Below are 23,974 nucleotides of genomic sequence, written 5' to 3'. Positions count from 1 at the left end.
ACGAACACCATGACTGATCGCGTCGTACTCGCCTACTCCGGAGGCCTCGACACCACCGTCGCCATCCCGTACCTCAAGCAGATGACCGGCGGCGACGTCGTCGCGGTGTCCATCGACCTCGGGCAGGGCGGCGAGGACATGGAGTCCGTCCGCCAGCGCGCCATCGGAGCCGGTGCCGTCGAGTCGATCATCGTCGACGCACGTGACGAGTTCGCCGAGGAGTACTGCCTGCCGACCATCAAAGCCAATGCGATGTACATGAAGCAGTACCCGATGGTCTCCGCGATCTCGCGTCCGCTCATCGTCAAGCACCTGGTCGAAGCTGCCCAGCAGCACGGAGGCACTCATGTGGCCCACGGCTGCACCGGCAAGGGCAATGACCAGGTTCGTTTTGAGGTCGGTTTCATGGATACGGACCCGTCTCTGAAGATCATCGCTCCGGCTCGTGACTTCGCATGGACCCGCGACAAAGCGATCGCCTTCGCCGAGGAGAATAACGTTCCGATCGAGCAGTCGGCATCGTCCCCGTTCTCGATCGACCAGAACGTGTGGGGCCGCGCGGTTGAAACCGGGTTCCTCGAAGACCTGTGGAACCCGCCGACGAAGGACCTCTACGCCTACACCGAAGAGCCCTCGCTGGGCCAGGCCCCTGACGAGGTGATCATCTCCTTCAAGTCGGGGAAGCCTGTCGCCATCGACGGACGCGAGGTGACCGTGCTTGAGGCGATCGAGGAACTGAACCGCCGCGCCGGAGCCCAGGGCGTGGGCCGTCTCGACATGGTCGAGGACCGTCTGATCGGCATCAAGTCGCGTGAGGTGTACGAGGCTCCCGGTGCGCTGACCCTGATCCGCGCCCATGAAGCCCTCGAGGACGTGACCATCGAGCGTGAACTCGCCCGCTACAAGCGCGGAATCGACGCCGAATGGTCTAACCAGGTGTACGACGGACTGTGGTTCTCCCCGCTGAAGCGGTCCCTGGACGCGTTCATCGAGTCCACCCAGGAACACGTCACCGGTGACATCCGCCTGGTGCTGCACAACGGGAACATCGTGGTCAACGGCCGCCGCTCCGAGGAGTCGCTCTACGACTTCAACCTTGCGACCTACGACACCGGCGACACCTTCGATCAGACGATGTCCAAGGGCTTCGTGGAACTCCACGGACTGTCCTCGAAGATCGCCAACAAGCGCGACCGCGGCGGAAAGTAGTCCCGTATGACGACCGACAACCCTGCACAGAACCCGATCGAGCAACACGGCACCAATGAAGGTGCGCTGTGGGGCGGGCGTTTCGCCGGCGGTCCGACCGAGGCCATGGCTGCGCTCAGCAAGTCGACCCATTTTGACTGGGTACTCGCCCCGTATGACGTCCTGGCGTCGAAAGCACATGCCAAGGTCCTGCACCGCGCAGGACTCCTCTCCGACGACGACCTGTCGGCGATGCTCGACGGACTGACCCGGCTGGGGGAGGATGTCGCGTCTGGAGCGTTCGGCCCGGATGCCGGTGACGAGGATGTCCACGGTGCGATGGAACGCGGGTTGATCGATCGCGTCGGCCCGGAGGTCGGCGGACGACTGCGGGCCGGACGTTCCCGGAATGACCAGGTCGCCACGCTGTTCCGGATGTGGGTCCGTGACGCTGTCCGCGAGACGACCGAGGGAGTGCTCGACGTCGTCGATGCCCTCGTGGCGCAGTCGGAGGCGCATCCGGATGTCATCATGCCGGGGAAGACCCACTTCCAGGCTGCTCAACCCGTTCTGTTGGGTCATCAGCTGCTCGCACACGCGCAGCCGTTGTTGAGGGATGTGGCCCGGTTCCGCGACCTCGACAAGCGCCTGGCGGTGTCCCCGTACGGTTCAGGGGCGTTGGCGGGTTCCTCGCTGTCGTTGGACCCCGAGGCAATTGCTGCAGAACTCGGTTTCGACGCTGCCGCAGACAACTCGATCGACGCGACGAGCTCGCGGGACTTCGCCTCAGAGACGTCTTTCGTTCTCGCGCAGGTCGCTGTGGATCTCTCGCGGCTCGCCGAGGAGATCATCGCATGGTCGACGCCGGAGTTCGGCTATGTGACTCTCGCCGACGAGTGGTCGACGGGATCGTCGATTATGCCGCAGAAGAAGAATCCGGATGTCGCCGAGCTCATGCGTGGCAAGACCGGTCGACTCATCGGTAATCACACCGGCCTGTTGGCGACGCTCAAGGCACTGCCGTTGGCTTACAACCGGGATCTGCAGGAAGACAAGGAGCCCATCGTCGATTCTGTCGCACAGCTGCGGCTACTGTTGCCGGCGATGGCGGGGCTGGTCGGTACGTTGACCTTCCACCCAGAACGGTTACGTGAACTGGCTCCAGCCGGGTTCACGCTGGCCACCGACCTGGCGGAGTGGATGGTCCGCCAGGGCGTCCCGTTCCGCGACGCGCATGAGGCGTCGGGGCAGTGTGTGAGGATCGCCGAGAGCAGGGGAGTGGACCTGGTCTCGCTGACGGAGGACGAACTCGCCGAGGTGCATCCGGTGTTGACCGCCGACGTGCGCGAGGTACTCACGGTCGACGGTGCTGTCGCCTCACGGTCGACACGAGGCGGCACCGCCGGTGTGCGCGTGGCAGAACAGCTCAATCGTGTTTCCGACGCCGTCGCTGACGCGAGAGCCTGGACTGCCGCACCCGTGCGCTGAGGCCGGGCCGAGCCCTGTCACCGGCCTTGGTGCAGCGCACCCGCAAGGTCGGTGTTACGGACCCTCTGCCGACGACGAGGTCGACATGGGGATAGACTAACCCGCATGATCGATCCCCGACTTCTCGAGATCCTCGTCTGCCCCCAGGACAAGCAACCCCTGGAGGTCCACGGGGAATATCTGGTCAATCCGCGGCTGGACATCGCTTATCCGGTGCAGGACGGCGTTCCCGTCCTGCTGGCTGAAGAAGCCGTTAGCTGGCCGCTGACCGCGAACTGACCCACTCGAGAAGTACAGAAGGACCATCAAGAATGACCGAGCAGACCAATATCCTCGACGACCTGCAATGGCGTGGTCTCATCGCGCAGTCCACTGATCTGGACGCACTGCGCGAGGAACTGTCCACCCCGACGACGGCGTACGTCGGATTCGACCCGACGGGCCCGTCGCTTCACGCGGGTCACCTCGTCCCCCTCCTCATGCTGGCACGGCTTCAGCGCGCGGGGCACACCCCCATCGTCATGGCAGGTGGCGCCACCGGCATGATCGGTGATCCCCGTGACGTGGGAGAACGCACGATGCTCACCGTCGAGGAAGTGGAGGCGAACGTCGGGCGCATCAAGAAGCAACTCGCACGTTTCGTATCCTTCGAGGGGAAGAACGCTGCGATTCCAGCGAACAACATCGACTGGACCGCGAAGATGACGGCCATCGACTTCCTGCGGGACATCGGAAAGAACTTCGGGTTGAACACAATGCTTGCCCGCGACACCGTGAAGCGTCGCCTGGAGACTGACGGAATGTCCTACACGGAGTTCTCGTACATGCTTCTTCAGGCCAACGACTTCGTCGAGCTCCGCCGGACGCACGACTGCAGGCTGCAGATCGGTGGATCGGATCAGTGGGGCAATATCGTCTCGGGAGTGGATCTGAACCGACGGGTCGACGGTGAGACTGTCCATGGATTGACTGTGCCCCTGGTGACGGACTCCGAGGGACGGAAGTTCGGTAAGTCGACCGGTGGCGGCAAGCTCTGGCTCGATCCGGAGATGACAAGCCCGTACAGCTGGTACCAGTACTTCCTCAATGCTGCCGATGCCGACGTCATCCGCTACCTGCGGTGGTTCACGTTCCTGGGTCAGGACGAACTCGACAGGCTGGCTGTCGAAGTCGACGAGCGCCCGTTCAAGCGAGAAGCACAGCGCACCCTTGCACGGGAGATGACGGAACTCGTGCACGGCGCCGAGGCGGTTGAGAAGGTAGAGAAGGCGGCAGAGGCATTTTTCGGTAAAGCCGAGCTGGCGGAACTGGACGAGACGACGTTGTCCGGTGCACTGTCGGAGACAGATTGCGCCGAGGTTTCCTCCGGCACGAGTGTCGTCGACCTGTTCATCGCCACCGGTCTGGAGAAGTCGAAGGGCGCAGTGCGTCGCACGATCGGTGAGGGCGGCGCGTACGTCAACAACGTCCGTGTCACTGACATGGAATGGGTGCCAGGGAAAGACGACCTCCTTGCCGGTGACTGGCTGGTCCTGCGGAAAGGCAAGAAGCGGTTCGCAGGCATCAAGCTCACCGATCCCCAGTGACTGGATGAGCTGACTGTCAGATGAAGGACGGCTGCGCCGCCACCTGGAACCAGGTGGCGGCGCAGCCGTTGTGTCCTTTGTGACCATCCGACGAACATCATGACGGACCCTGTGAGGTCATGTCACTGCGGGCGCAGTGATTGTATGGCCGTGACCTGTGGGTTTGTGGGTGTGGTGGGGGTGTGTGTAGATTGATGCGAGTCAGCGAGACGCCGGGATGTTGTCCGGGTGGTAGCGACGGCAAGGATGGCCGTGATCGGTTGTTAACCTTTGGGTTGCTTTCCGGTAATGTGGTGGTGTACCTTGTGAATCAGCCGCAGCGGCTTCCTACTGTTTTTGGTGGGGATTGTTGTGTGCGTGTGTTGTTTGAGAACTCAATAGCGTAACAAACCAAGTATTTTTTTGTCGCACTGGTTGTGTGGCGCGGTGGTTTGGGATGATACCGGCAAGCGTGATTGCTTGTTAAATATTGTTCTTTTCTTATTGTGCTGCTGATTGGTGTTGATGTTTGTCGGCTCGTGCCACCTCCCCGGTGGTGTGGGTTGATGTGATTGACATTTTTTGTCAGTAGTTCAGTATTTTTTTGTTTGCCAGTATGTTCAGGCTTTTTGTAGGGCTGATATGCTTTTATGGAGAGTTTGATCCTGGCTCAGGACGAACGCTGGCGGCGTGCTTAACACATGCAAGTCGAACGGAAAGGCCCTGCTTGCAGGGTACTCGAGTGGCGAACGGGTGAGTAACACGTGGGTGATCTGCCCTGCACTTCGGGATAAGCCTGGGAAACTGGGTCTAATACCGGATAGGACCATCGTTTAGTGTCGGTGGTGGAAAGTTTTTCGGTGCAGGATGAGCCCGCGGCCTATCAGCTTGTTGGTGGGGTAATGGCCTACCAAGGCGTCGACGGGTAGCCGGCCTGAGAGGGTGGACGGCCACATTGGGACTGAGACACGGCCCAGACTCCTACGGGAGGCAGCAGTGGGGAATATTGCACAATGGGCGCAAGCCTGATGCAGCGACGCCGCGTGGGGGATGAAGGCCTTCGGGTTGTAAACTCCTTTCAGCCATGACGAAGCTGGCCTTGTTGGGTCAGTGACGGTAGTGGTAGAAGAAGCACCGGCTAACTACGTGCCAGCAGCCGCGGTAATACGTAGGGTGCGAGCGTTGTCCGGAATTACTGGGCGTAAAGAGCTCGTAGGTGGTTTGTCACGTCGTCTGTGAAATTCCGGGGCTTAACTCCGGGCGTGCAGGCGATACGGGCATAACTTGAGTACTGTAGGGGAGACTGGAATTCCTGGTGTAGCGGTGAAATGCGCAGATATCAGGAGGAACACCGATGGCGAAGGCAGGTCTCTGGGCAGTTACTGACGCTGAGGAGCGAAAGCATGGGTAGCGAACAGGATTAGATACCCTGGTAGTCCATGCCGTAAACGGTGGGCGCTAGGTGTGGGGGTCTTCCACGACTTCCGTGCCGTAGCTAACGCATTAAGCGCCCCGCCTGGGGAGTACGGCCGCAAGGCTAAAACTCAAAGGAATTGACGGGGGCCCGCACAAGCGGCGGAGCATGTGGATTAATTCGATGCAACGCGAAGAACCTTACCTGGGCTTGACATATGCAGGATCGGCACAGAGATGTGTTTTCCCTTGTGGTCTGTATACAGGTGGTGCATGGTTGTCGTCAGCTCGTGTCGTGAGATGTTGGGTTAAGTCCCGCAACGAGCGCAACCCTTGTCTTGTGTTGCCAGCACGTTATGGTGGGGACTCGCGAGAGACTGCCGGGGTTAACTCGGAGGAAGGTGGGGATGACGTCAAATCATCATGCCCCTTATGTCCAGGGCTTCACACATGCTACAATGGTCGGTACAGTGGGTTGCGATACCGTGAGGTGGAGCTAATCCCTTAAAGCCGGTCTCAGTTCGGATTGGAGTCTGCAACTCGACTCCATGAAGTCGGAGTCGCTAGTAATCGCAGATCAGCAACGCTGCGGTGAATACGTTCCCGGGCCTTGTACACACCGCCCGTCACGTCATGAAAGTTGGTAACACCCGAAGCCAGTGGCCCAAACTCGTTAGGGAGCTGTCGAAGGTGGGATCGGCGATTGGGACGAAGTCGTAACAAGGTAGCCGTACCGGAAGGTGCGGCTGGATCACCTCCTTTCTAAGGAGCTTTTTGGTTACAGGCCTTACTTGCCTTGCCCGCGTTGAGTGTGGGTGGGGGGTTTGCGTAGTCTGTTTTGTTGAATCCGGGTGGAGATCGTTGTCTGGATCATCGTTTGTTTGTCGCATGGCTTTATGTGGTGTCGGCGAAAAAGTGTTGCTTGGTGTGTTGCGGTGTTGGGTGTCTGGGGCAGCATGCTCCTTTTTGTTGGGCATCTTCTTGATTGTGCGTGCAGTGGTGTGCGTGTGGTTGTGGGTGTCGTGTTGTTTGAGAACTGTATAGTGGACGCGAGTATCTTCTTTATTTTATGCAATTTTTGTAGAGTCATCTTTGTTTGTTTTAGTGTTGTCTGTGAAGGGCGCACGGTGGATGCCTTGGCACAATGAGCCGATGAAGGACGTGAGAGGCTGCGAAATGCCTCGGGGAGTTGCCAACTGAGCGTTGATCCGAGGATGTCCGAATGGGGAAACCCGGCCGTGGTTATGCGCGGTCACCCACTGGTGAATGTATAGCTGGTGTGGAGGGAACGCGGGGAAGTGAAACATCTCAGTACCCGTAGGAGAAGAAAACAATAGTGATTCCGTGAGTAGCGGCGAGCGAAATCGGATGTTTGGCTAAACCTTATGTGTGTGATACCTGGCAGGGGTTGCATGTGGGGTGTTGTGGGGTCTTGTGTGGTGGGTCTGTCAGCCTGCCGCCTGTGTGTGTGGTGTTAGCGGAAGTGGTTTGGAATGGCCTGCCGTAGACGGTGAGAGTCCGGTACGTGAAAGCATCATGCATGTGGGTTGCAAGTGTCCCCGAGTAGCAGCGGGCTCGTGGAATCTGCTGTGAATCTGCCGGGACCACCCGGTAAGCCTGAATACTTGTTGTGACCGATAGCGGATAGTACCGTGAGGGAATGGTGAAAAGTACCCCGGGAGGGGAGTGAAATAGTACCTGAAACCGTGTGCCTACAATCCGTCAGAGCCTCCTTGTGGGGTGATGGCGTGCCTTTTGAAGAATGAGCCTGCGAGTCAGCGGCACGTCGCGAGGTTAACCCGTGTGGGGTAGCCGTAGCGAAAGCGAATACTAACTAGTGTGTTGTTAGTGGCGTGTCCTGGACCCGAAGCGGGGTGATCTACCCATGGCCAGTGTGAAGCGACGGTAAGACGTCGTGGAGGCGCGAACCCACTTAGGTTGAAAACTGAGGGGATGAGTTGTGGGTAGGGGTGAAAGGCCAATCAAACTCCGTGATAGCTGGTTCTCCCCGAAATGCATTTAGGTGCAGCGTCGTGTGTTTCTTGCCGGAGGTAGAGCTACTGGTTGGTTTAGCGGGACTACCATCTTAGCGACATCAGCCAAACTCCGAATGCCGGTAAGTGAGAGCGCGGCAGTGAGACTGCGGGGGATAAGCTTCGTAGTCGAGAGGGAAACAGCCCAGATCGCCGGCTAAGGCCCCTAAGGGTGTACTAAGTGGAAAAGGATGTGGGATCGCGAAGACAGCCAGGAGGTTGGCTTAGAAGCAGCCATCCTTGAAAGAGTGCGTAATAGCTCACTGGTCGAGTGGTTCTGCGCCGACAATGTAGTGGGGCTCAAGTACACCGCCGAAGCCGCGGAACTTGCACCTTTGGGTGTGGGTTGGTAGGGGAGCGTCGTGTAGCGAGTGAAGGTGCGGGGTGACCCAGTGCTGGACGCTATGCGAGTGAGAATGCAGGCATGAGTAGCGAATGATGAGTGAGAACCTCATCCGCCGGATGACCAAGGGTTCCTGGGTCAAGTTAATCTTCCCAGGGTGAGTCGGGGCCTAAGGCGAGGCCGACAGGCGTAGTCGATGGATAACGGGTTGATATTCCCGTACCCGTGTGTGTGCGACCATGGTGAATCAGTGATACTAACCGCCCTGAAGCGTGTGCTGGGTCTACTTTGTGGGCTTGGTGTGTGTGGATGCGCGGGACCTGAATTGGTAGTAGCCAAGTGATGGGGTGACGCAGGAAGGTAGCCGAGCCACTTATTGGATTGTGGTGTAAGCGTGTGGCCCGAGCCCTAGGTAAATCCGGGGTTCATGATGGGTGAGGCGTGATGCGTACCCGTTTGCGGGGATGTCGGTGATCCTATGCTGTCGAGAAAAGCCTCTAGCGATGTGCACATTCGGCCCGTACCCCAAACCGACACAGGTGGTCAGGTAGAGAATACTAAGGCGATCGGGTGAACTGTGGTTAAGGAACTCGGCAAAATGCCCCCGTAACTTCGGGAGAAGGGGGGCCCGTGCTGGTGAAGGCTTTTTCGGCTGGAGCTGGTGTGGGTCGCAGAGGATAGAGGGAAGCGACTGTTTACTAAAAACACAGGTCCGTGCGAAGACGGTAAGTCGATGTATACGGACTGACGCCTGCCCGGTGCTGGAAGGTTAAGAGGACCTGTTAGGTGGTAACACCGAAGCGGAGAATTTAAGCCCCAGTAAACGGCGGTGGTAACTATAACCATCCTAAGGTAGCGAAATTCCTTGTCGGGTAAGTTCCGACCTGCACGAATGGCGTAACGACTTCCCTGCTGTCTCAACCACAGGCCCGGCGAAATTGCAGTACGAGTAAAGATGCTCGTTACGCGCGGCAGGACGAAAAGACCCCGGGACCTTCACTATAGCTTGGTATTGGTGTTCGGTTCGGTTTGTGTAGGATAGGTGGGAGACTGTGAAGCGGCCACGCTAGTGGTTGTGGAGTCGTTGTTGAAATACCACTCTGATCGTGCTGGATATCTGAACCTCGGCCCATGATCTGGGTTAGGGACAGTGCCTGGTGGGTAGTTTAACTGGGGCGGTTGCCTCCCAAAGAGTAACGGAGGCGCCCAAAGGTTCCCTCAGCCTGGTTGGTAATCAGGTGTTGAGTGTAAGTGCACAAGGGAGCTTGACTGTGAGACTGACAGGTCGAGCAGGTACGAAAGTAGGGACTAGTGATCCGGCACCGGCTTGTGGAAGCGGTGTCGCTCAACGGATAAAAGGTACCCCGGGGATAACAGGCTGATCTTCCCCAAGAGTCCATATCGACGGGATGGTTTGGCACCTCGATGTCGGCTCGTCGCATCCTGGGGCTGGAGTTGGTCCCAAGGGTTGGGCTGTTCGCCCATTAAAGCGGCACGCGAGCTGGGTTTAGAACGTCGTGAGACAGTTCGGTCTCTATCCGCCGTGCGCGTTGAAACTTGAGAAAGGCTGACCCTAGTACGAGAGGACCGGGTTGGACATACCTCTGGTGGGCCAGTTGTCACGCCCGTGGCATGGCTGGTTGGCTACGTATGGGAGGGATAACCGCTGAAAGCATCTAAGCGGGAAGCCTGTTTCGAGATGAGGTTTCGTTTGAGGTTCCCTGTAGACGACGGGGTTGATAGGCCGGATCTGGACAGCATGTGAGTGTTGGAGGTGACCGGTACTAATTGACCGAGGATGACATTAACGTTGTAACGAGTGGTTCTGTTGTGTAGTAGTGTGAAGGTATTTTCGCGTTCATTGTGCAGTGTCTGGAACGGCACAGTGCACCAGTCTGTTGGCTTCTCTTTTGTGGGGTTTTGTCCCTGGGGAGGGGTTGTTGGCGGGGTTGGGTGTGTGTTTGTTTCGTGTGTGTTTGTCGGTGGTTTTAGCGGTGGGGTCACGCCCGGTCCCTTTCCGAACCCGGAAGCTAAGCCTGCCTGCGCCGATGGTACTGCACCCGGGAGGGTGTGGGAGAGTAGGACGCCGCCGGCATCAAAATTTAGGTGATGGTGTGTGGTTGGAGCAGTCGATGGTGGCTGCTCCGACCACACACTTTTTTTATGCGTTTTTACAGTCGCAGCAACTGCCCGGGCATTCCTCCCGGTTGGTCTCTGTGCACACCTGACCTAGAATCGGTCGGGAATAACAACACCAGGAAGAGGTAGTCAGATGAGCGAGTCCTCCGGCGGCAGCGGTTCCCGCGGCCACCATCGTGGCGGAAGCCAGTCCTCCAACGCCGGACGACGCGGCCCCGGTGGCCATGGCGGTCAGGGAGGTCGAGGGGGGCAACGCAGCTACGGCAATCGCGACAGTAGCCGCGGCGGCGAGCGCGGCGGCTACCGGGGGCGCGGCGGTGACGATAACAGGGATGGTCGTCGCAACAACCGCGACGACCGCCGTGACAACCGTGCGGGACAGGGCAATCGGGATCGGGACAGAGGGGCACGACCCAACCGCGGCGGACAGGGCCAGGGTGACGATCGCCGTCGCGACCGTCACAACGGTCCCCACCGCTCGGGCTACCGCGAGGAACGGATCAGCCAGCGGCTGCAGGAACCGGAGATCCCCTCTGACGTCAGCCCCAAGGAACTCGACCCCGGCATCCGCCAGGAGCTCCGGAGCCTGTCTAAAGACAACGCAGACAAGGTCGCCGGTCATCTCGTCATGGCTGCCGCCCTGATGGACAAGGATCCGGAGAAGGCCCTCGCACATGCACGGGCAGCGAAAGACCGTGGCGGACGTGTGCCCATCACCCGTGAAACGCTGGGGATCGCCGCGTACCACGCGGGTCAGTGGAAGGAAGCGCTGACGGAGCTCCGCGCTGCCCGCCGTATGGCAGGCGGGCCCGGTCTCCTCGCCGTGATGGCCGACTGTGAGCGGGGTCTCGGGCACCCCGGTAAGGCCGTGGAGCTCGGACGCTCTCCTGAAGCTGAAGAACTGGACCCCGAAGGACGGGCAGAACTCGCCATCGTCGTCGCTGGTGCGCAGCATGATCTCGGCGACAATGAGGCGGCCCTCACAGCGCTGCAACCGGAGTCGGAGTCGACCGATTTGCCCGCCGTCACCGCTCTGCGCGTGACCTATGCCTATGCGGATGCTCTGCTGGCCGTCGGTGACGTCCCCGGTGCCCGGCAGTGGTTCGAACGGGCCATCGAGATGGACACGGAGAACGTGCTGGATTCCGAGGCACGGCTGCGCGAGCTCAAGGACGCCTGACAGATGACGGGCCTGCGCGTTCTGGATGACTATGATGTTCTCCTCGCTGATCTTGACGGTACCGTCTTCAAGGGAGATGTTGCGGTGGACGGCGCCCACGAGGCGTTGATGGGACGCGAGGTCGTCTACATCACGAACAACGCCTCACGTTCGCCCAGGCAGGTCGCGGACCACCTGCGTCGCCTGTCCTTCACGGTTGGGGACACACAGGTTCTGACCTCCGCGCAGGCGGCGTGCACTCTGGCCAACGAGATTCTCACGGAGAAGTCAGTCCAGGCGTCAGGACGGCGCGCCTACGTCGTCGGAGCCAGGTCTTTCCGTGACCTCGCCACAGAGGCAGGTTTCGATGTCGTCGACAGCGCTGACGGGCAGCCCCACGTCGTGCTGCACGGTCACAGCCCGGAGAACGGTTGGCCGCAGTTGTCGGAAGCGGCGTTGAGTATCCGCGCGGGTGCTGAATATGTGGCGTCGAACCTCGACACCACGCTCCCGTCGGAGCGGGGGTTCCTCGTCGGCAACGGTTCCCTGGTAGCCGCTGTCGTCAGCGCCACGGGTGTAACGCCGCGTAGCGCAGGAAAGCCGCTGCCCGAGATGTTCCGTCGTGCGGTGACGGCATCGCGCGCCCGGCGTCCGTTGGCCGTCGGCGACCGTCTGGATACCGACATCGCCGGCGGCAACGCCGCCGGTATTGATACTCTCTGCGTGCTGACGGGCGTGGCGACCCATTCGGAGCTGTTGCACACGGAGTTCCGTCCCACGTTCATCGCCGCGAACCTCCGGGACCACCTGGACGGGTGGTCTGCCCGTCCCGAACGGGGCCGAGTGGTCGTGTCCTCGGGCGATACCGGTACAGCGGAGGTGATGTCTGCGGAAGCAGTCGCTGCGGCGGCACCGGTCGTCTGGCAGGAGATCGACGATGGCCGTGACCCCGAGGTTGTCGCTGCCGCTGGTGACGACGCGGCAGCTGCGGCTCTGAGGGGGTGGCGGTGAACCCCGGTGACCTCGCCGCGAAGACGGCGGCTCATGGTGCCACTGAAGGTGCCGGAGCGAATGGAGAGGCCGTCTTCGACGCGGACTCTCTCATCGCCCAGGTGGATGCGCTGTTGTCCTCGGATACTGAAGGCAACGATGAAGCAGAGCTTCTTGAGAGGGCGCACCGCCTGATCAATGACGCGATGGAGGGCCGTTGATCATGCCGAAGCAGAACAGGAACCGCCGTCTCCAACGACTCGACGCCGAGCTTGTCCGGCGCAAGGATGCCCGGTCACGTGAACACGCCCGTGAGATGATTGTCGCGGGACGGGTCAGTGTGAACGGGATGGTGGCGACGAAGCCGGCGACAGGTGTCGACGGGGAGGTCTCGATCCGCGTAGCGGTCAGCGATGACGACCGTTGGGCGTCACGCGGAGCGCACAAACTTTTGGGGGCGCTCGCCGCATTTGAGCCCTCGGGTCTGAGCCTCTCGGGGCGCCGCGTCCTCGACGCAGGTGCTTCGACTGGTGGATTCACGGATGTTTGTCTCGACCGGGGTGCAGCAGAGGTCTTGGCCGTGGATGTCGGCTATGGGCAGCTGATCTGGCGCTTGCAGAACGACGACCGCGTGACCGTGTTGGACCGCACCAATGTGCGCACGCTGACTGTTGAGCAACTCGGCGGCCCCGCAGATGCCATGGTGGGCGACCTCTCATTCATCTCCATAGACCTAGTGCTTCCCGCCCTCGCCGCGTGTACTGCCGAGGGGGGTGATCTGCTACCGATGGTCAAGCCGCAGTTTGAGGTCGGCAAGCACCGGCTTGGGCACGGGGGAGTTGTCCGCGATCCCGCTTTGCGTGCGGAGGTCACCCTCGATGTCGCGCGTGCAGCACAGCGGCACGGGCTGTCCACCCGGGCGGTCGTTGCATCGCCTTTGCCCGGGCCCAGCGGAAACGTGGAATACTTTCTGTGGTTGGTCAATGACGGTGGTGTTAGTGCCCCCGGTGAGGAAAACCTGACCGCCATGGTCGACAAGGCAGTGAAGGAGGGTCCCCAGTGACTGAAGAAGCCCCCCGGGTCCGCGAGGTGCTCCTCGTCGCACACACCGGCGCGTCGGACAAGCTCAACATGGCTGCGGCCGCAGCACAGAGACTGTCCGACGGTGGTCTCACCGTGCGCGTGATGTCCACCGGTGACCCCGCTCCGGTGGCCCGCCACGAGATCCTCGGCCGGTTCCCCCGTTACGGGCACACCACTGAAGCAGCCAAGGGCGTGGACCTCGTCCTCGTCCTGGGCGGGGACGGGACATTCCTGCGTGCTGCGGATATCGCCCACGCCCAGGACGTCCCGGTGTTGGGCGTGAACATGGGCCACATCGGCTTCCTCGCTGAATGGGAGCAGGAGTCGCTGGAGGAAGCACTCGACCGGGTCATTGCGGGGGACTACCGGATCGAGAACCGGATGACGCTCTCCATTACCGCCCGCGACAATGACGGACGTGTCCTGGGCACCGGCTGGGCACTGAACGAGTGTTCCGTGGAGAACCTGAACCGTCAGGGCGTCCTGGATACGATCCTCGAGGTCGACCAACGGCCGGTGAGTTCATTCGGTTGCGACGGGGTACTGGTCTCGACGCCCACAGGATCGACAGCGTACGCCTTCTCTGCAGGGGGGCCGATCCTCTGGCCGGAGCTGGCGTCCATTCTGGTCGTGCCCTCCAATGCGCACACGTTGTTCGCCCGCCCACTGGTCGTCAGCCCTGATTCGACGGTCGCTGTCGAGACGAACCCGCAGACGTCCCCGGCGACAGCGGTGATGGACGGTTTCCGGCAGATCCACATGCCCCCCGGCGCCCGGGTCGAGATCCGCCGTGGCCCGCAGGACGTGCGGTGGGTACGCCTGGACACCGAACCTTTCACGGACCGACTCGTCCAGAAGTTCCGCCTCCCGGTGACCGGGTGGCGCGGACCGCGAAGGTGACGGGAATGCTGAGGGAACTGCAGATCCAGAACCTCGGAGTCATCGAGGAGGCCGTCGCCGAGTTCACCGACGGATTCACGGTGGTGACCGGTGAGACGGGTGCCGGCAAGACCATGGTGGTGACCGGTCTGAAACTGCTGTCGGGCGCCCGTGCCGACAGCCAGAGGGTCCGTTCAGGAACTGAACGGGCAACGGTCGACGGCATTTTCCACACTGACGGGGATTCCGCGGCAGCCAGGCTCGTCGACGATGTCGGCGGGTATCTGGACGACGGTGAGGTGGTCGTCTCACGGTCGGTGAGTTCCTCCGGGCGGTCCCGGGCTCATCTGGCCGGGCGCACCGTGGCAGCCGGCGTGTTGGGCGACTTCTCCTCGCGACTGCTGACGATCCACGGCCAGTCCGACCAACTCCAGCTGCTCGACCCGACCCGCCAGCTCCGCAACCTCGACAGGTTCGCCGGACTCGACGGAGACCGTCGGAACTACCGGCGTCTGCGCCGTGCATGGGCGGCCCTGGCACGTGACCTCAATGAACGGACCGAAAAACGGCGCGACCTGGCTCTTGAGGCGGAGACGCTGCGTCGGTCCCTCGAGGAGATCGACACCCTCGACCCCCAGCCGGGTGAGGACGAGGATCTGAAAGTGACCATCAGCCGGCTGCAGGACGCCGACGAGGTCCGGGATGCTGCGCTGGCCGCTCTGGCTGCGATCGATGGAGGGGATCCCGATGCTGCGGTCGAGGAGGCTGCCGCCGTCGAGTCGCTGTCCGCAGCGGCGTCCGCTCTGTCGGAACGGGCGGGGGCTGAGCCTCGGTTTGGTGATCTGGCGGCCCGTATCAATGCCGTCGTGACGGACCTGGCGGATATCTCCGGGGAGATCGGTGCAGCGCTGTCGGATGTTCCGTCACCGGAGAGCCTCGAGGGGCTGCTGGCGCGCCAGCAGGACCTCCGTGAACTGCGAAAGTACGCCTCCGACATCGACGGTGTGCTGGCCTGGCGGGACCAGGCCCGTGAGAGGCTGAGTTCGATCGATGTCTCGGGCGACGCGCTGGAGGAACTGCGGGGACGGGTCGAGGAGGCTGCGGCGGCCATGGTCGACGCCGCGCGGGAACTGTCATCCTCACGGACCGCGGCAGCTGGCCGGTTCGCTACGGCGGTGAGCACCGAGATCGAGGGGTTGCAGATGTCGTCCTCGCTCAGGGTGGATGTGCGCAGCGCAGGAGGTCGCGGGGCCGCAGCCGCCGAATCTGCTGACTGCCTCGCCGACGGTATCGACGAGGTCGAGTTTCTGCTTGTCCAGGGTGGAACCCCGAACTCGCTCGCGGCCACCGCTTCCGGTGGTGAGCTTTCCAGGGTGATGCTCGCCCTCGAGGTGGTCCTGGCAGGGCGTGGGAGAACGATGGTCTTCGATGAGGTCGACTCCGGAGTAGGCGGACGTGCTGCCGTCGAGATCGGACGGAGGCTGGCGCGGCTTGCCGTGGACAACCAGGTGATCGTCGTGACTCACCTGCCGCAGGTGGCGGCGTTCGCCGATGCCCACGTGCACGTGGCGAAGGCAGCGTCGGAGGAGTCGGTGCGCTCCAGCGTCCGCACGCTGGACAGTACCGAACGGGTGGAGGAACTCTCCCGGATGCTCGCAGGGCTTGAATCGGACACCGGGCGTGCCCACGCAGAGGAGCTTCTGGAAACCGCCCGCCGGGCGAAGGCCGAGCTCGACGCCGGGTAGTATTCAGCCCCGGCGTGCGGCGCATTTGCCCGGGGCTGCATCGGCGCGCCTACCTCGTCCCGGCGGGACCAACCGCCACAATGGTCTCCATGATCTTCTCCCGTACTGACACCCCCGGCATCCACGGCCACACCCGGGACTGCACCGGGACGAACGGCACCGGTCGCTTGTCCGAGGGCGATATCGTCGTCATCGACCAGCCGGACATCGGCCGTGCGCTCGCCCAGAAGTTCATCGACGCCAAGGTGGCTGCCGTGGTCAACACGGCGACATTCTCCACCGGTAACGTCCCGAACTTCGGGCCGCAGATGATGCTGGACGCTGGCATCGTCCTGATCGACAACGCGGATCCGACGCTGACGGAGCGGTTGAAGAACGGGCGGAAGGGGCGCCTGCACGAGGGCAAGATATTCTACGGTGACCGCTCCATCGGCAAGGGCGTGGTCCTCGACGAGGACACCGCTGTCACCAGGTTCGACGAGGCACGTGAAACCTTGGCCGACCATATGGAGGCGTTTACCGGGAACACCGCCGAGTTTGTTCGTACGGAAGCTCCGTTGTTCATCGACGGACTCGGGATTCCCGAGGTCGGCGTGGACATGGACGACCGCAAGGTCCTGGTGGTCAGTCCGGATCCTGCCATCGACGACAAGATCAAGTCGTTGCGCTACTTCATCCGGGAGTATGAGCCGGTCATCATTGCCGTGGACGGTGCCGCGGACACGGTATTGAAACACGGCTACCGTCCCCGCGTGATCGTCGGTGACCCCGAGGTGATCAGCAATGACGCGCTGAACTCCGGTGCCACCATCGTCCTGCCTGCAGAGCCGGACGGTCACGCGGCTGGTCTGGAACGCATCCAGGACCTGGGTGTCGGCGCGATGACGTTCCCGGCTGCCACGTCCGACTCCACTGATCTGGCACTCCTGCTGGCCGACTACAAGGGTGCGTCGATGGTGGTGAACCTCGGGCCGATCCTGGACCTGGACCGTATCTTCGACACGGCACAGTCACCGGACACGCCCTCTGCAATGCTCTCCCGCCTACGGGTCGGTGGGCGCCTGGTCGATTCCACGGCCGTCGCGGAACTCTACCGGGTCTCCCGTAGCGGGGGCGGATGGTGGTGGGCCCTGGTCGGCGTGCTGTTGGCCGTCGTGGTGATCGTCCTGATCGCCGGATTCAGCGGTTCGGGCAGCTTTGCGGACAACCTGGTCGACACCTGGAACAACATTGCTCTCCGATTCCAGGACCTGTTCTGATGGGGGCGGGTAAGACGACCGGGGTTGTCTCCCTCGGCATCGCTGTCGGTACCGCACTGGGCTTCTATGTTCTGGCGCCGAATGTGGAAGGTGGACCCACTGCCGTGGATTCGGAGGCTCAGTCCCGTCTCACGGCGGAAACCGACCGCGCCGACCTGGAGACCGCCGAGGGGGAGGCATCAGATGCCGTACTCTCCGAGTTGGCGACCGATGCCGTGGGCGATGATCTGGCGGACCGTTCCGTGCTGGTCATGGCCACCTCTGACGCGGATGACGAGGCGGTGAACGCGGTGCGCGCGCTGATCGGCGATGCAGGTGGTGAAGACGCCGGGACCTTACGGTTCGATCCGTCGTTCACCTCGCCGGATTCCGGTGATGAGCTCAAGTCACTTGCGGCTGGAAGCTTGCCGACCGGAGCCTCCTTGTCTGAAGACCGGCTCGACCCTGGTTACCATGTCGGTGAACTGCTCGGTCAGTCGCTGAGTGGTGGTCGTGGTGCCGCCAGCGCCTCCGACCGGGCGGTGGTGCTCGGAGCACTGGGCAATGCCGGCTTCTTCGCCGACGGTCAGGATGACCTGTCTCCGGCGGACGCAGTTGTGGTCGTGACCGGAGGAGCATCCGACGGCGACGGCGACGGGAACTACTCCACCCGATTTGTTGCTGATCTGGTCTCTGCCCTGGATGCCACGACGGGTGGCGTCGTGCTCGCCGGTGAGCATGGCTCTGCGGAGCGCGACGGTGCCGTGGGCCTCGTCAGAGGTGACGCGGACGCCACTGAGAATGTCAGCACCGTGGACAACGTGACCACCGTCGCCGGACGTATCACCGTCGTCCGCGCGGTTGCGGAACAGCTCGACGGCGACGCGGGCGCCTACGGTTCTGCGTCGAATGCCGCCGCGCCGACAGTGGAGTAGCTACCGACGTCTGTTAGACTGAAGCCCCGTAGGTTTTAACAGTTCCAACCACGGGAGTCGATGTGTCTCAGGGCCGTAGCGAGCAGCACACCAAGTTTATTTTCGTCACCGGCGGCGTCGTCTCGTCGCTCGGCAAGGGGCTGACTGCCGCCAGCCTGGGCCAGCTGCTCGTTGCACGGGGGCTGACGGTCACCATGCAGAAGCTGGATCCGTACCTCAACGTTGATCCTGGCACCATGAACCCGTTCGAGCACGGCGAGGTTTTCGTCACCGACGACGGTGCCGAGACCGACCTTGATCTCGGTCACTACGAGCGCTTCCTGGACCGCAACCTCACCCAGAACGCCAACGTCACCACCGGCAAGGTGTACTCCACCGTCATCGCCAAGGAACGACGAGGTGAGTTCCTGGGGAAGACTGTCCAGGTCATCCCGCACATCACCGATGAGATCAAGTCCCGCATCCTGGCACAGGCACTGCCGGACGCCAACGGGGTCAAGCCTGATGTGGTCATCTCTGAGATCGGTGGCACTGTCGGAGACATCGAGTCGCAGCCTTTCCTCGAGGCGGCACGCCAGGTTCGTCATGAGGTGGGGCGTGAGAACATCTTCTTCATCCACGTCTCACTGGTGCCGTACCTGGCTCCGTCGGGTGAACTGAAGACCAAACCCACCCAGCATTCGGTGGCTGAACTGCGCAGTATCGGTATAATCCCGGACGCCATCGTGCTGCGGTGCGACCGTGAGGTGCCTGAGGGGCTGAAGTCGAAGATCGCGATGATGACCGACGTCGACGAAGAAGGCGTGGTCTCCTGCGCTGATGCCGCCTCGATCTACGACATCCCGCGCGTGCTCTACCGAGAGCACCTGGATTCGTTCCTGATTCGTAAGCTCAATCTTCCGTTCCGTGACGTGGACTGGACAGTCTGGGGCGGGCTGCTCGACCGTGTTCATGCCCCGACGGGGGAAGTCACCGTGGGACTGGTGGGCAAGTACATTGATCTGCCCGACGCCTACCTGTCTGTCGCCGAGGCTATTCGGGCGGGTGCATTCGGTGAACAGGTCAAAGCGAAGGTGCGGTGGGTCGCCGCTGATGACTGTGCCACCCCGGAGGGTGCGGCCACAGCACTCAGCGGTGTCGACGCCGTCGTTGTTCCTGGCGGTTTCGGTATCCGCGGTATCGAGGGCAAGATCGGCGCGGTGACCCACTGCCGCGAGAACCTCATCCCCATGCTCGGCATTTGCCTGGGCCTGCAGTGCACGGTGATCGAAGCAGCACGGCACGCCGGGATTTCCGATGCATCGTCCACCGAATTCGACGAGAACACCCCGTCGCCGGTCATCTCGACGATGGCGGAGCAGAAGGCGGCGGTGTCCGGAGAAGCCGATCTCGGCGGCACCATGCGTTTGGGCGCGTACCCGGCTGTCCTGTCCGAGGGCAGTGTGGTCGCTGATGCATACGGCGAGACCGAGGTGTCGGAACGGCACCGTCACCGTTACGAGGTCAACAACGCCTACCGGGACGACATCGCGGCCAACTCCGACCTTGTTTTTTCGGGGACGTCACCGGACGGAACCCTCGTCGAGTTCGTCGAGTACCCGGTGTCGGTGCATCCCTACCTGGTGGCCACCCAGGCTCACCCGGAGTACAAGTCGCGTCCGACGCGCCCGCATCCGTTGTTCAGCGGACTGATCCGTGCGGCAGTACAACGCCAGGGCAAGTAGGGGAGAGCAGGCCGCCGTGGAGTACCGCACACTGTCCAGTGAACTCCTGGTGGATGCGCCGGTCCTGGCGGTCCGCCGCGACCGGATAACCACGGCGACGGGCGAGGCAGTGCGCGAAGTCGTCGAGCACTTCAGCGCGGTGGCGATCGTGGCCGTCCGTGCGTCGGCACAGGGCGGAAGTCCCGAGGTGATGCTCGTCCGACAGTACCGGCGCCCTGTGGACCGCTACCTCTGGGAACTGCCCGCCGGCCTGCTCGATGTGACGGGCGAGACGCCCCTCGACGCGGCGCGGCGCGAACTGGCTGAAGAGACAGGCCTGGCAGCCGATCAGTGGCATTTGCTCGGCGATGTGTGTTCGTCACCGGGGGTCAGCGAGGAGATGTGCCGCATTTTCCTTGCTGAGAACGTCCGGCCCGCCACCTCGGAAGACCCGGGGACGGGGGAGAAGGCGGTCGGTGAAGAAGCGGATATGACCAACCGCTGGCTCCCGGTCGACGAGGCGGTGGCGTGGGTCAGGGACGGCCGTATCGAGAATGCGACGGCGGTGGCAGGTCTGCTCCACCTCAATGCCGGAACACGCCGGGATATCTCCGAACCGTTCTCCTACCGGTCCGGTCTTGCGGCGCGGCGCGCGGCGGGCCGTCTATCGGGGACGGACATGAAGCATGTCCGGTGACGGGCCCGCGGAGATTCCGGAGGCCGATCGGCGCCGTGCCCGAGCGTGGATGCGCCACCTTCGTGCCGAGCGGGGTCGCAGCGCCAATACGCTGAGCAACTATGCCAGGGACATCGAGCGTTACCTGACATGGCTGTCCGGGGAGGGACGGGACATGACCACCGTGGAGACCGCGGACGTCGAACGCTTCATCATCGACCTGCGTCGCGGATGCCCGGTGACCGGCGGACGCCCCCTGGCCCAGTCCTCGGTCGCCCGGGTTCTCAGCGCGGTCCGCGGTCTCCACAAATTCAGCGCCACGGAGTACGATCTGCCCGATGTCGTTGCCGAGGTCCCCTTGTCGCCGGGGCGGCGAGACCTGCCGAAAGCATTGACCACCGACGAGGTCCTGCGTCTCATCGAGGCCTGTCCGTCCGGTGAAGGAGCTGGAGCGCTGGAGCTGCGTGACCGCGCGCTGGTGGAACTGCTGTATTCCACGGGTGCCCGGATCAGTGAAGCCACTGACCTTGACCGGGATGACATTGACCGAAACAGTGGTCTGCTCCGGGTGCGGGGTAAAGGAGGCAAGGAACGTATCTTGCCTGTCGGCGCCCCGGCGTTGGATGCGCTCGACGCCTACCTCACGAGGTCACGACCGGCACTGGCTCAGCGCAGTCGCCACGGAACGGACGCTGCAGCCTTACTGCTCACGTCGCGGGGAGGCCGGTTGTCCCGGCAGGCCGGCTACAAGATCGTGTCATCCGCCGCCGAACGTGCCGGGATCGGAGAAATCTCACCCCACAGCCTGCGGCACAGTTTTGCCACCCACCTCCTCACCGGTGGCGCCGACGTCCGTGTCGTCCAGGAACTGCTCGGCCACTCCAGCGTGTCTACCACGCAGATCTACACGAAAGTCACGCCCGACCTCCTTCGGGAAACCTGGGCGGAGTCACACCCCCGTGCGTGATAATCTGAACCATGTGATTTGTTCATCGCAGTGGCGTCACGCACTGTCTCCGGGAGAACCGGGGAAGCACGCCAATCAATCAAGGAAGGGAGCTTGACGGAGATGGCTCGTTCATCGGAAGGCCTGTTCGACAAGCCCCAGCTGGGCCTCACCGGCCGCCCGCTGCGTGAGATCCCCCGTCCCGCCGCGCTCGACCGGCACGGTCCGGCGACGGTGATCGCGATGTGCAACCAGAAGGGTGGCGTCGGTAAGACGACCTCGACCATCAACATGGGAGCCGCCCTGGCCTCCTACGGCCGTCGGGTCCTCCTTGTGGACCTGGATCCCCAGGGTGCACTGTCCGCCGGGCTCGGTATAGACCACGAGCAACTCGATGTGACGATCTACAACCTGCTCGTCGACAACTCGTCGACGATCCATGAGGCGCTCCACCACAGTCCTGTCGAAGGGCTCGACGTCGTCCCCGCCAACATCGACCTCTCGGCTGCAGAGATCCAGCTCGTCAACGAAGTCGGCCGGGAGCAGGCGTTGGCCCGTGCGATCCACCCGGTGATGAACGACTACGACTATGTCATCGTCGACTGTCAGCCGTCCCTCGGTCTGCTCACCGTCAACGCGTTGAGCTGTGCCGACAGTGTGATCATCCCCATGGAGTGCGAGTACTTCTCCCTGCGGGGGCTGGCGTTGCTCACCGACACCGTCGAGAAGGTGCGCGACCGTCTGAATTTCCGACTGGAGGTCACCGGTATCCTGGTGACGATGTTCGACCGGCGCACCAACCATTCCCGCGAAGTGATGGAACGGGTGGTCGAGGTATTCGGTGACAAGGTCTTCGACACCGTGATCACCCGCACCGTCCGGTTCCCGGAGACCTCGGTGGCAGGTGAGCCGATCACCTCGTGGGCGCCAAGTTCTGACGGGGCCAAGCAGTATCTTGACCTCGCGGCCGAGGTCGTCGAGAGGACCTGACCGTGACCACTGCCGTGGACGAGGTCGCTCCGGCGTCGGTCGAGCAACCTGAACTCACCGGGTTCCGGGTCGCCCTGGCCAATTTCGACGGCCCCTTCGATCTCCTGCTGCAGCTGATCCATTCGCACAAGATGGATGTCACCGAGGTCGCGCTGGCGACCGTGACGGATGAGTTCATTTCCTACACCCGCACCCTCACCGGCAGTGTCGACGACCTTGACGAGGTGACCGAGTTCCTCGTCGTCGCGGCGACGCTGCTGGACCTCAAAGCGGCACGTCTCGTTCCTCGGGGAGAAGTGGAGAACGAGGAGGACCTTGCCTTGCTGGAGTCCCGCGACCTCCTGTTCGCCCGCCTGCTGCAGTACCGGGCCTACAAGTCCGTGGCGGGGCTCTTCGCCGAATGGCAGCGGGACGCGGACCGCAGCTATCCGGTCCAGCTGTCCCCGGAGGAGCAGTTCACCGCACTGATGCCGCCGGTGGAACTTGGAATGACCGCCGACCAGTTTGCTGAACGCGCGGCCGCTGTCTTTCGCCCCACACCCTCTGAGGTGTCGACGACACATCTGCATGCCCAACAGGTGTCTGTTCCGGAGCAGGCGGGGCACATTCTGTCGACGTTACGCGTCGCTGGCGCCGAGACCTGGGTCAGTTTCAGCACACTGATCTCCGACTGCGACGTGTCGATGAAAGTCGTGGGGCGTTTCCTGGCATTATTGGAGCTCTACAAGGCCCGCGCCGTGGGAATAGAACAACCTGTCCCTCTGGAAGATATGACCGTGGCATGGACCGGCCTCGACGTTGACCCGGCTGTGGTCGCCGCAAGTAACTGGGACTGAAAACAACACAGGGAGGATGGACGCGGTGGAACCGGTCAGTATCCTACGGAGCCGCCTGGAGTCTCTTCTCCTGGTGGCCGACGAAGCAACCTCACCCGCGGATTTCGCTCGGGTGCTGGAGACGTCGGAGACGCAGGTCGCCGAGGTGCTCGTAGAGATCGCCACCGAGTTCTCAGACCGTGGTATGGGTTTCGAACTGCGCGAACGGGGTGGGCTGTGGCGGCTGTATACCCGGCGTGAGAACTCGGCCACCGTCGAAGCGAAGATTCTCGACGGTACACAGCAGCGGTTGTCGCGCGCCGCCCTGGAGACCCTGGCCGTCGTGGCCTACCGGCAACCGGTCACCAGGTCCCAGGTGGCAGGTGTGCGTGGAGTGAACTGTGACGGCGTTATGCGCACGCTCACCTTACGCGGACTGATTGCCGAGGTCGGGGTGACCGGTGACGTCGGCGGGGCTCACCTGTACGCCACCACCGATCTTTTTCTCGAACAACTCGGCATCGACTCTCTGGAGGCGTTGCCGAATCTGGCGCCACTGTTGCCCGACGTCGACAGTATCGACGCCGCGGACCAGACCGACTAACTGTTGTCCGGCAGAGCGGTTACACTGGTCAACTGACATAAC

The 23,974-nt window shown here is 62.4% G+C and carries 18 protein-coding genes and 3 rRNA genes; all 21 read left to right on the top strand.

All coding sequences use genetic code 11. From position 1 onward, the window contains the following. Positions 1 to 9: 9 nt before the first annotated feature. The gene (locus tag CGLY_RS09310) at positions 10 to 1,209 is read left to right on the top strand and encodes an argininosuccinate synthase (RefSeq protein WP_038548908.1); all 1,200 of its coding nucleotides are present in this window, start codon (positions 10 to 12) and stop codon (positions 1,207 to 1,209) included. A gap of 36 nt (positions 1,210 to 1,245) precedes the next feature. Then, complete coding sequence (gene argH, locus CGLY_RS09305; RefSeq protein ID WP_038552288.1) at positions 1,246 to 2,676, top strand: argininosuccinate lyase; 1,431 nt, start codon at positions 1,246 to 1,248, stop codon at positions 2,674 to 2,676. A gap of 105 nt (positions 2,677 to 2,781) precedes the next feature. Continuing rightward, positions 2,782 to 2,955, top strand: a complete 174-nt coding sequence (locus CGLY_RS17145; RefSeq protein WP_081803858.1) for a Trm112 family protein — start codon at positions 2,782 to 2,784, stop codon at positions 2,953 to 2,955. Positions 2,956 to 2,987: 32 nt separating this feature from the next. Further along, on the top strand, positions 2,988 to 4,262 hold the full coding sequence (gene tyrS / locus CGLY_RS09295; RefSeq protein WP_038548901.1) for a tyrosine--tRNA ligase: 1,275 nt from the start codon (positions 2,988 to 2,990) through the stop codon (positions 4,260 to 4,262). A gap of 626 nt (positions 4,263 to 4,888) precedes the next feature. Next, positions 4,889 to 6,416, top strand: a 16S ribosomal RNA gene (locus CGLY_RS09290). A gap of 342 nt (positions 6,417 to 6,758) precedes the next feature. Beyond that, a 23S ribosomal RNA gene (locus tag CGLY_RS09285) occupies positions 6,759 to 9,837 on the top strand. A gap of 171 nt (positions 9,838 to 10,008) precedes the next feature. Next, a 5S ribosomal RNA gene (gene rrf, locus CGLY_RS09280) occupies positions 10,009 to 10,125 on the top strand. The 16S, 23S and 5S rRNA genes sit together here, the layout of an rRNA operon. A 177-nt stretch (positions 10,126 to 10,302) precedes the next feature. Beyond that, positions 10,303 to 11,349 (top strand): tetratricopeptide repeat protein, encoded by a 1,047-nt coding sequence (locus tag CGLY_RS09275; protein ID WP_038548898.1) that lies wholly within the window; start codon positions 10,303 to 10,305, stop codon positions 11,347 to 11,349. 12 nt (positions 11,350 to 11,361) lie between these two features. After that, positions 11,362 to 12,339, top strand: coding sequence for an HAD-IIA family hydrolase (locus tag CGLY_RS09270; RefSeq protein WP_407080810.1), 978 nt, complete (start codon positions 11,362 to 11,364; stop codon positions 12,337 to 12,339). Then, positions 12,336 to 12,539 carry a hypothetical protein gene (locus tag CGLY_RS09265; RefSeq protein WP_144313661.1) on the top strand — a complete coding sequence of 68 codons (204 nt, stop codon included), beginning with the start codon at positions 12,336 to 12,338 and terminating at the stop codon, positions 12,537 to 12,539. Before CGLY_RS09270 ends, CGLY_RS09265 begins: the two co-directional genes overlap by 4 nt. Before the next feature lie 2 nt (positions 12,540 to 12,541). Then, positions 12,542 to 13,381, top strand: a complete 840-nt coding sequence (locus CGLY_RS09260; RefSeq protein WP_038548890.1) for a TlyA family RNA methyltransferase — start codon at positions 12,542 to 12,544, stop codon at positions 13,379 to 13,381. After that, the gene (locus CGLY_RS09255) at positions 13,378 to 14,301 is read left to right on the top strand and encodes an NAD kinase (protein WP_038548884.1); all 924 of its coding nucleotides are present in this window, start codon (positions 13,378 to 13,380) and stop codon (positions 14,299 to 14,301) included. Before CGLY_RS09260 ends, CGLY_RS09255 begins: the two co-directional genes overlap by 4 nt. 5 nt (positions 14,302 to 14,306) lie before the next feature. Then, entirely contained in the window at positions 14,307 to 16,025 is a 1,719-nt protein-coding gene (recN, locus tag CGLY_RS09250; protein WP_038548881.1) for a DNA repair protein RecN, read from the top strand. Between the two features lie 80 nt (positions 16,026 to 16,105). Continuing rightward, positions 16,106 to 17,284 carry a putative cytokinetic ring protein SteA gene (gene steA, locus CGLY_RS09245; RefSeq protein ID WP_038548878.1) on the top strand — a complete coding sequence of 393 codons (1,179 nt, stop codon included), beginning with the start codon at positions 16,106 to 16,108 and terminating at the stop codon, positions 17,282 to 17,284. Further along, positions 17,284 to 18,198, top strand: coding sequence for a copper transporter (locus tag CGLY_RS09240; RefSeq protein ID WP_038548876.1), 915 nt, complete (start codon positions 17,284 to 17,286; stop codon positions 18,196 to 18,198). Before steA ends, CGLY_RS09240 begins: the two co-directional genes overlap by 1 nt. Positions 18,199 to 18,260: 62 nt before the next feature. Further along, positions 18,261 to 19,922, top strand: coding sequence for a CTP synthase (locus tag CGLY_RS09235; RefSeq protein ID WP_038548872.1), 1,662 nt, complete (start codon positions 18,261 to 18,263; stop codon positions 19,920 to 19,922). Positions 19,923 to 19,938: 16 nt separating this feature from the next. Beyond that, entirely contained in the window at positions 19,939 to 20,598 is a 660-nt protein-coding gene (locus CGLY_RS09230; RefSeq protein WP_038548867.1) for an NUDIX domain-containing protein, read from the top strand. Continuing rightward, positions 20,588 to 21,544, top strand: a complete 957-nt coding sequence (locus CGLY_RS09225; RefSeq protein WP_052539969.1) for a site-specific tyrosine recombinase XerD — start codon at positions 20,588 to 20,590, stop codon at positions 21,542 to 21,544. Before CGLY_RS09230 ends, CGLY_RS09225 begins: the two co-directional genes overlap by 11 nt. Positions 21,545 to 21,646: 102 nt before the next feature. Beyond that, positions 21,647 to 22,513 (top strand): ParA family protein, encoded by an 867-nt coding sequence (locus CGLY_RS09220; protein WP_038548862.1) that lies wholly within the window; start codon positions 21,647 to 21,649, stop codon positions 22,511 to 22,513. Positions 22,514 to 22,515: 2 nt separating this feature from the next. Continuing rightward, positions 22,516 to 23,349 (top strand): segregation and condensation protein A, encoded by an 834-nt coding sequence (locus tag CGLY_RS09215; protein ID WP_081803857.1) that lies wholly within the window; start codon positions 22,516 to 22,518, stop codon positions 23,347 to 23,349. 16 nt (positions 23,350 to 23,365) lie between these two features. Beyond that, a complete protein-coding gene (scpB, locus tag CGLY_RS09210) occupies positions 23,366 to 23,932 on the top strand; it encodes an SMC-Scp complex subunit ScpB (RefSeq protein WP_038548856.1) in 567 nt (188 codons plus the stop codon). Positions 23,933 to 23,974 lie beyond the last annotated feature (42 nt).

It is taken from the genome of Corynebacterium glyciniphilum AJ 3170, from assembly GCF_000626675.1.
GTDB lineage: Bacteria > Actinomycetota > Actinomycetes > Mycobacteriales > Mycobacteriaceae > Corynebacterium > Corynebacterium glyciniphilum.
The sequence above is the reverse complement of the archived record's forward strand: the minus strand, read 5'-3'. Positions and strand labels throughout refer to the sequence as shown.

Excerpts from the sequence above, each read along its gene's own strand:
- CGLY_RS09310 (WP_038548908.1), top strand. The coding sequence starts at position 10 with ATGACTGATCGCGTCGTACTCGCCTACTCCGGAGGCCTCGACACCACC.
- CGLY_RS17145 (WP_081803858.1), top strand. The coding sequence starts at position 2,782 with ATGATCGATCCCCGACTTCTCGAGATCCTCGTCTGCCCCCAGGACAAG.
- tyrS (WP_038548901.1), top strand. The coding sequence starts at position 2,988 with ATGACCGAGCAGACCAATATCCTCGACGACCTGCAATGGCGTGGTCTC.
- CGLY_RS09275 (WP_038548898.1), top strand. The coding sequence starts at position 10,303 with ATGAGCGAGTCCTCCGGCGGCAGCGGTTCCCGCGGCCACCATCGTGGC.
- CGLY_RS09260 (WP_038548890.1), top strand. The coding sequence starts at position 12,542 with ATGCCGAAGCAGAACAGGAACCGCCGTCTCCAACGACTCGACGCCGAG.
- recN (WP_038548881.1), top strand. The coding sequence starts at position 14,307 with ATGCTGAGGGAACTGCAGATCCAGAACCTCGGAGTCATCGAGGAGGCC.
- steA (WP_038548878.1), top strand. The coding sequence starts at position 16,106 with ATGGTCTCCATGATCTTCTCCCGTACTGACACCCCCGGCATCCACGGC.
- CGLY_RS09240 (WP_038548876.1), top strand. The coding sequence starts at position 17,284 with ATGGGGGCGGGTAAGACGACCGGGGTTGTCTCCCTCGGCATCGCTGTC.
- CGLY_RS09225 (WP_052539969.1), top strand. The coding sequence starts at position 20,588 with ATGTCCGGTGACGGGCCCGCGGAGATTCCGGAGGCCGATCGGCGCCGT.
- CGLY_RS09220 (WP_038548862.1), top strand. The coding sequence starts at position 21,647 with ATGGCTCGTTCATCGGAAGGCCTGTTCGACAAGCCCCAGCTGGGCCTC.
- scpB (WP_038548856.1), top strand. The coding sequence starts at position 23,366 with ATGGACGCGGTGGAACCGGTCAGTATCCTACGGAGCCGCCTGGAGTCT.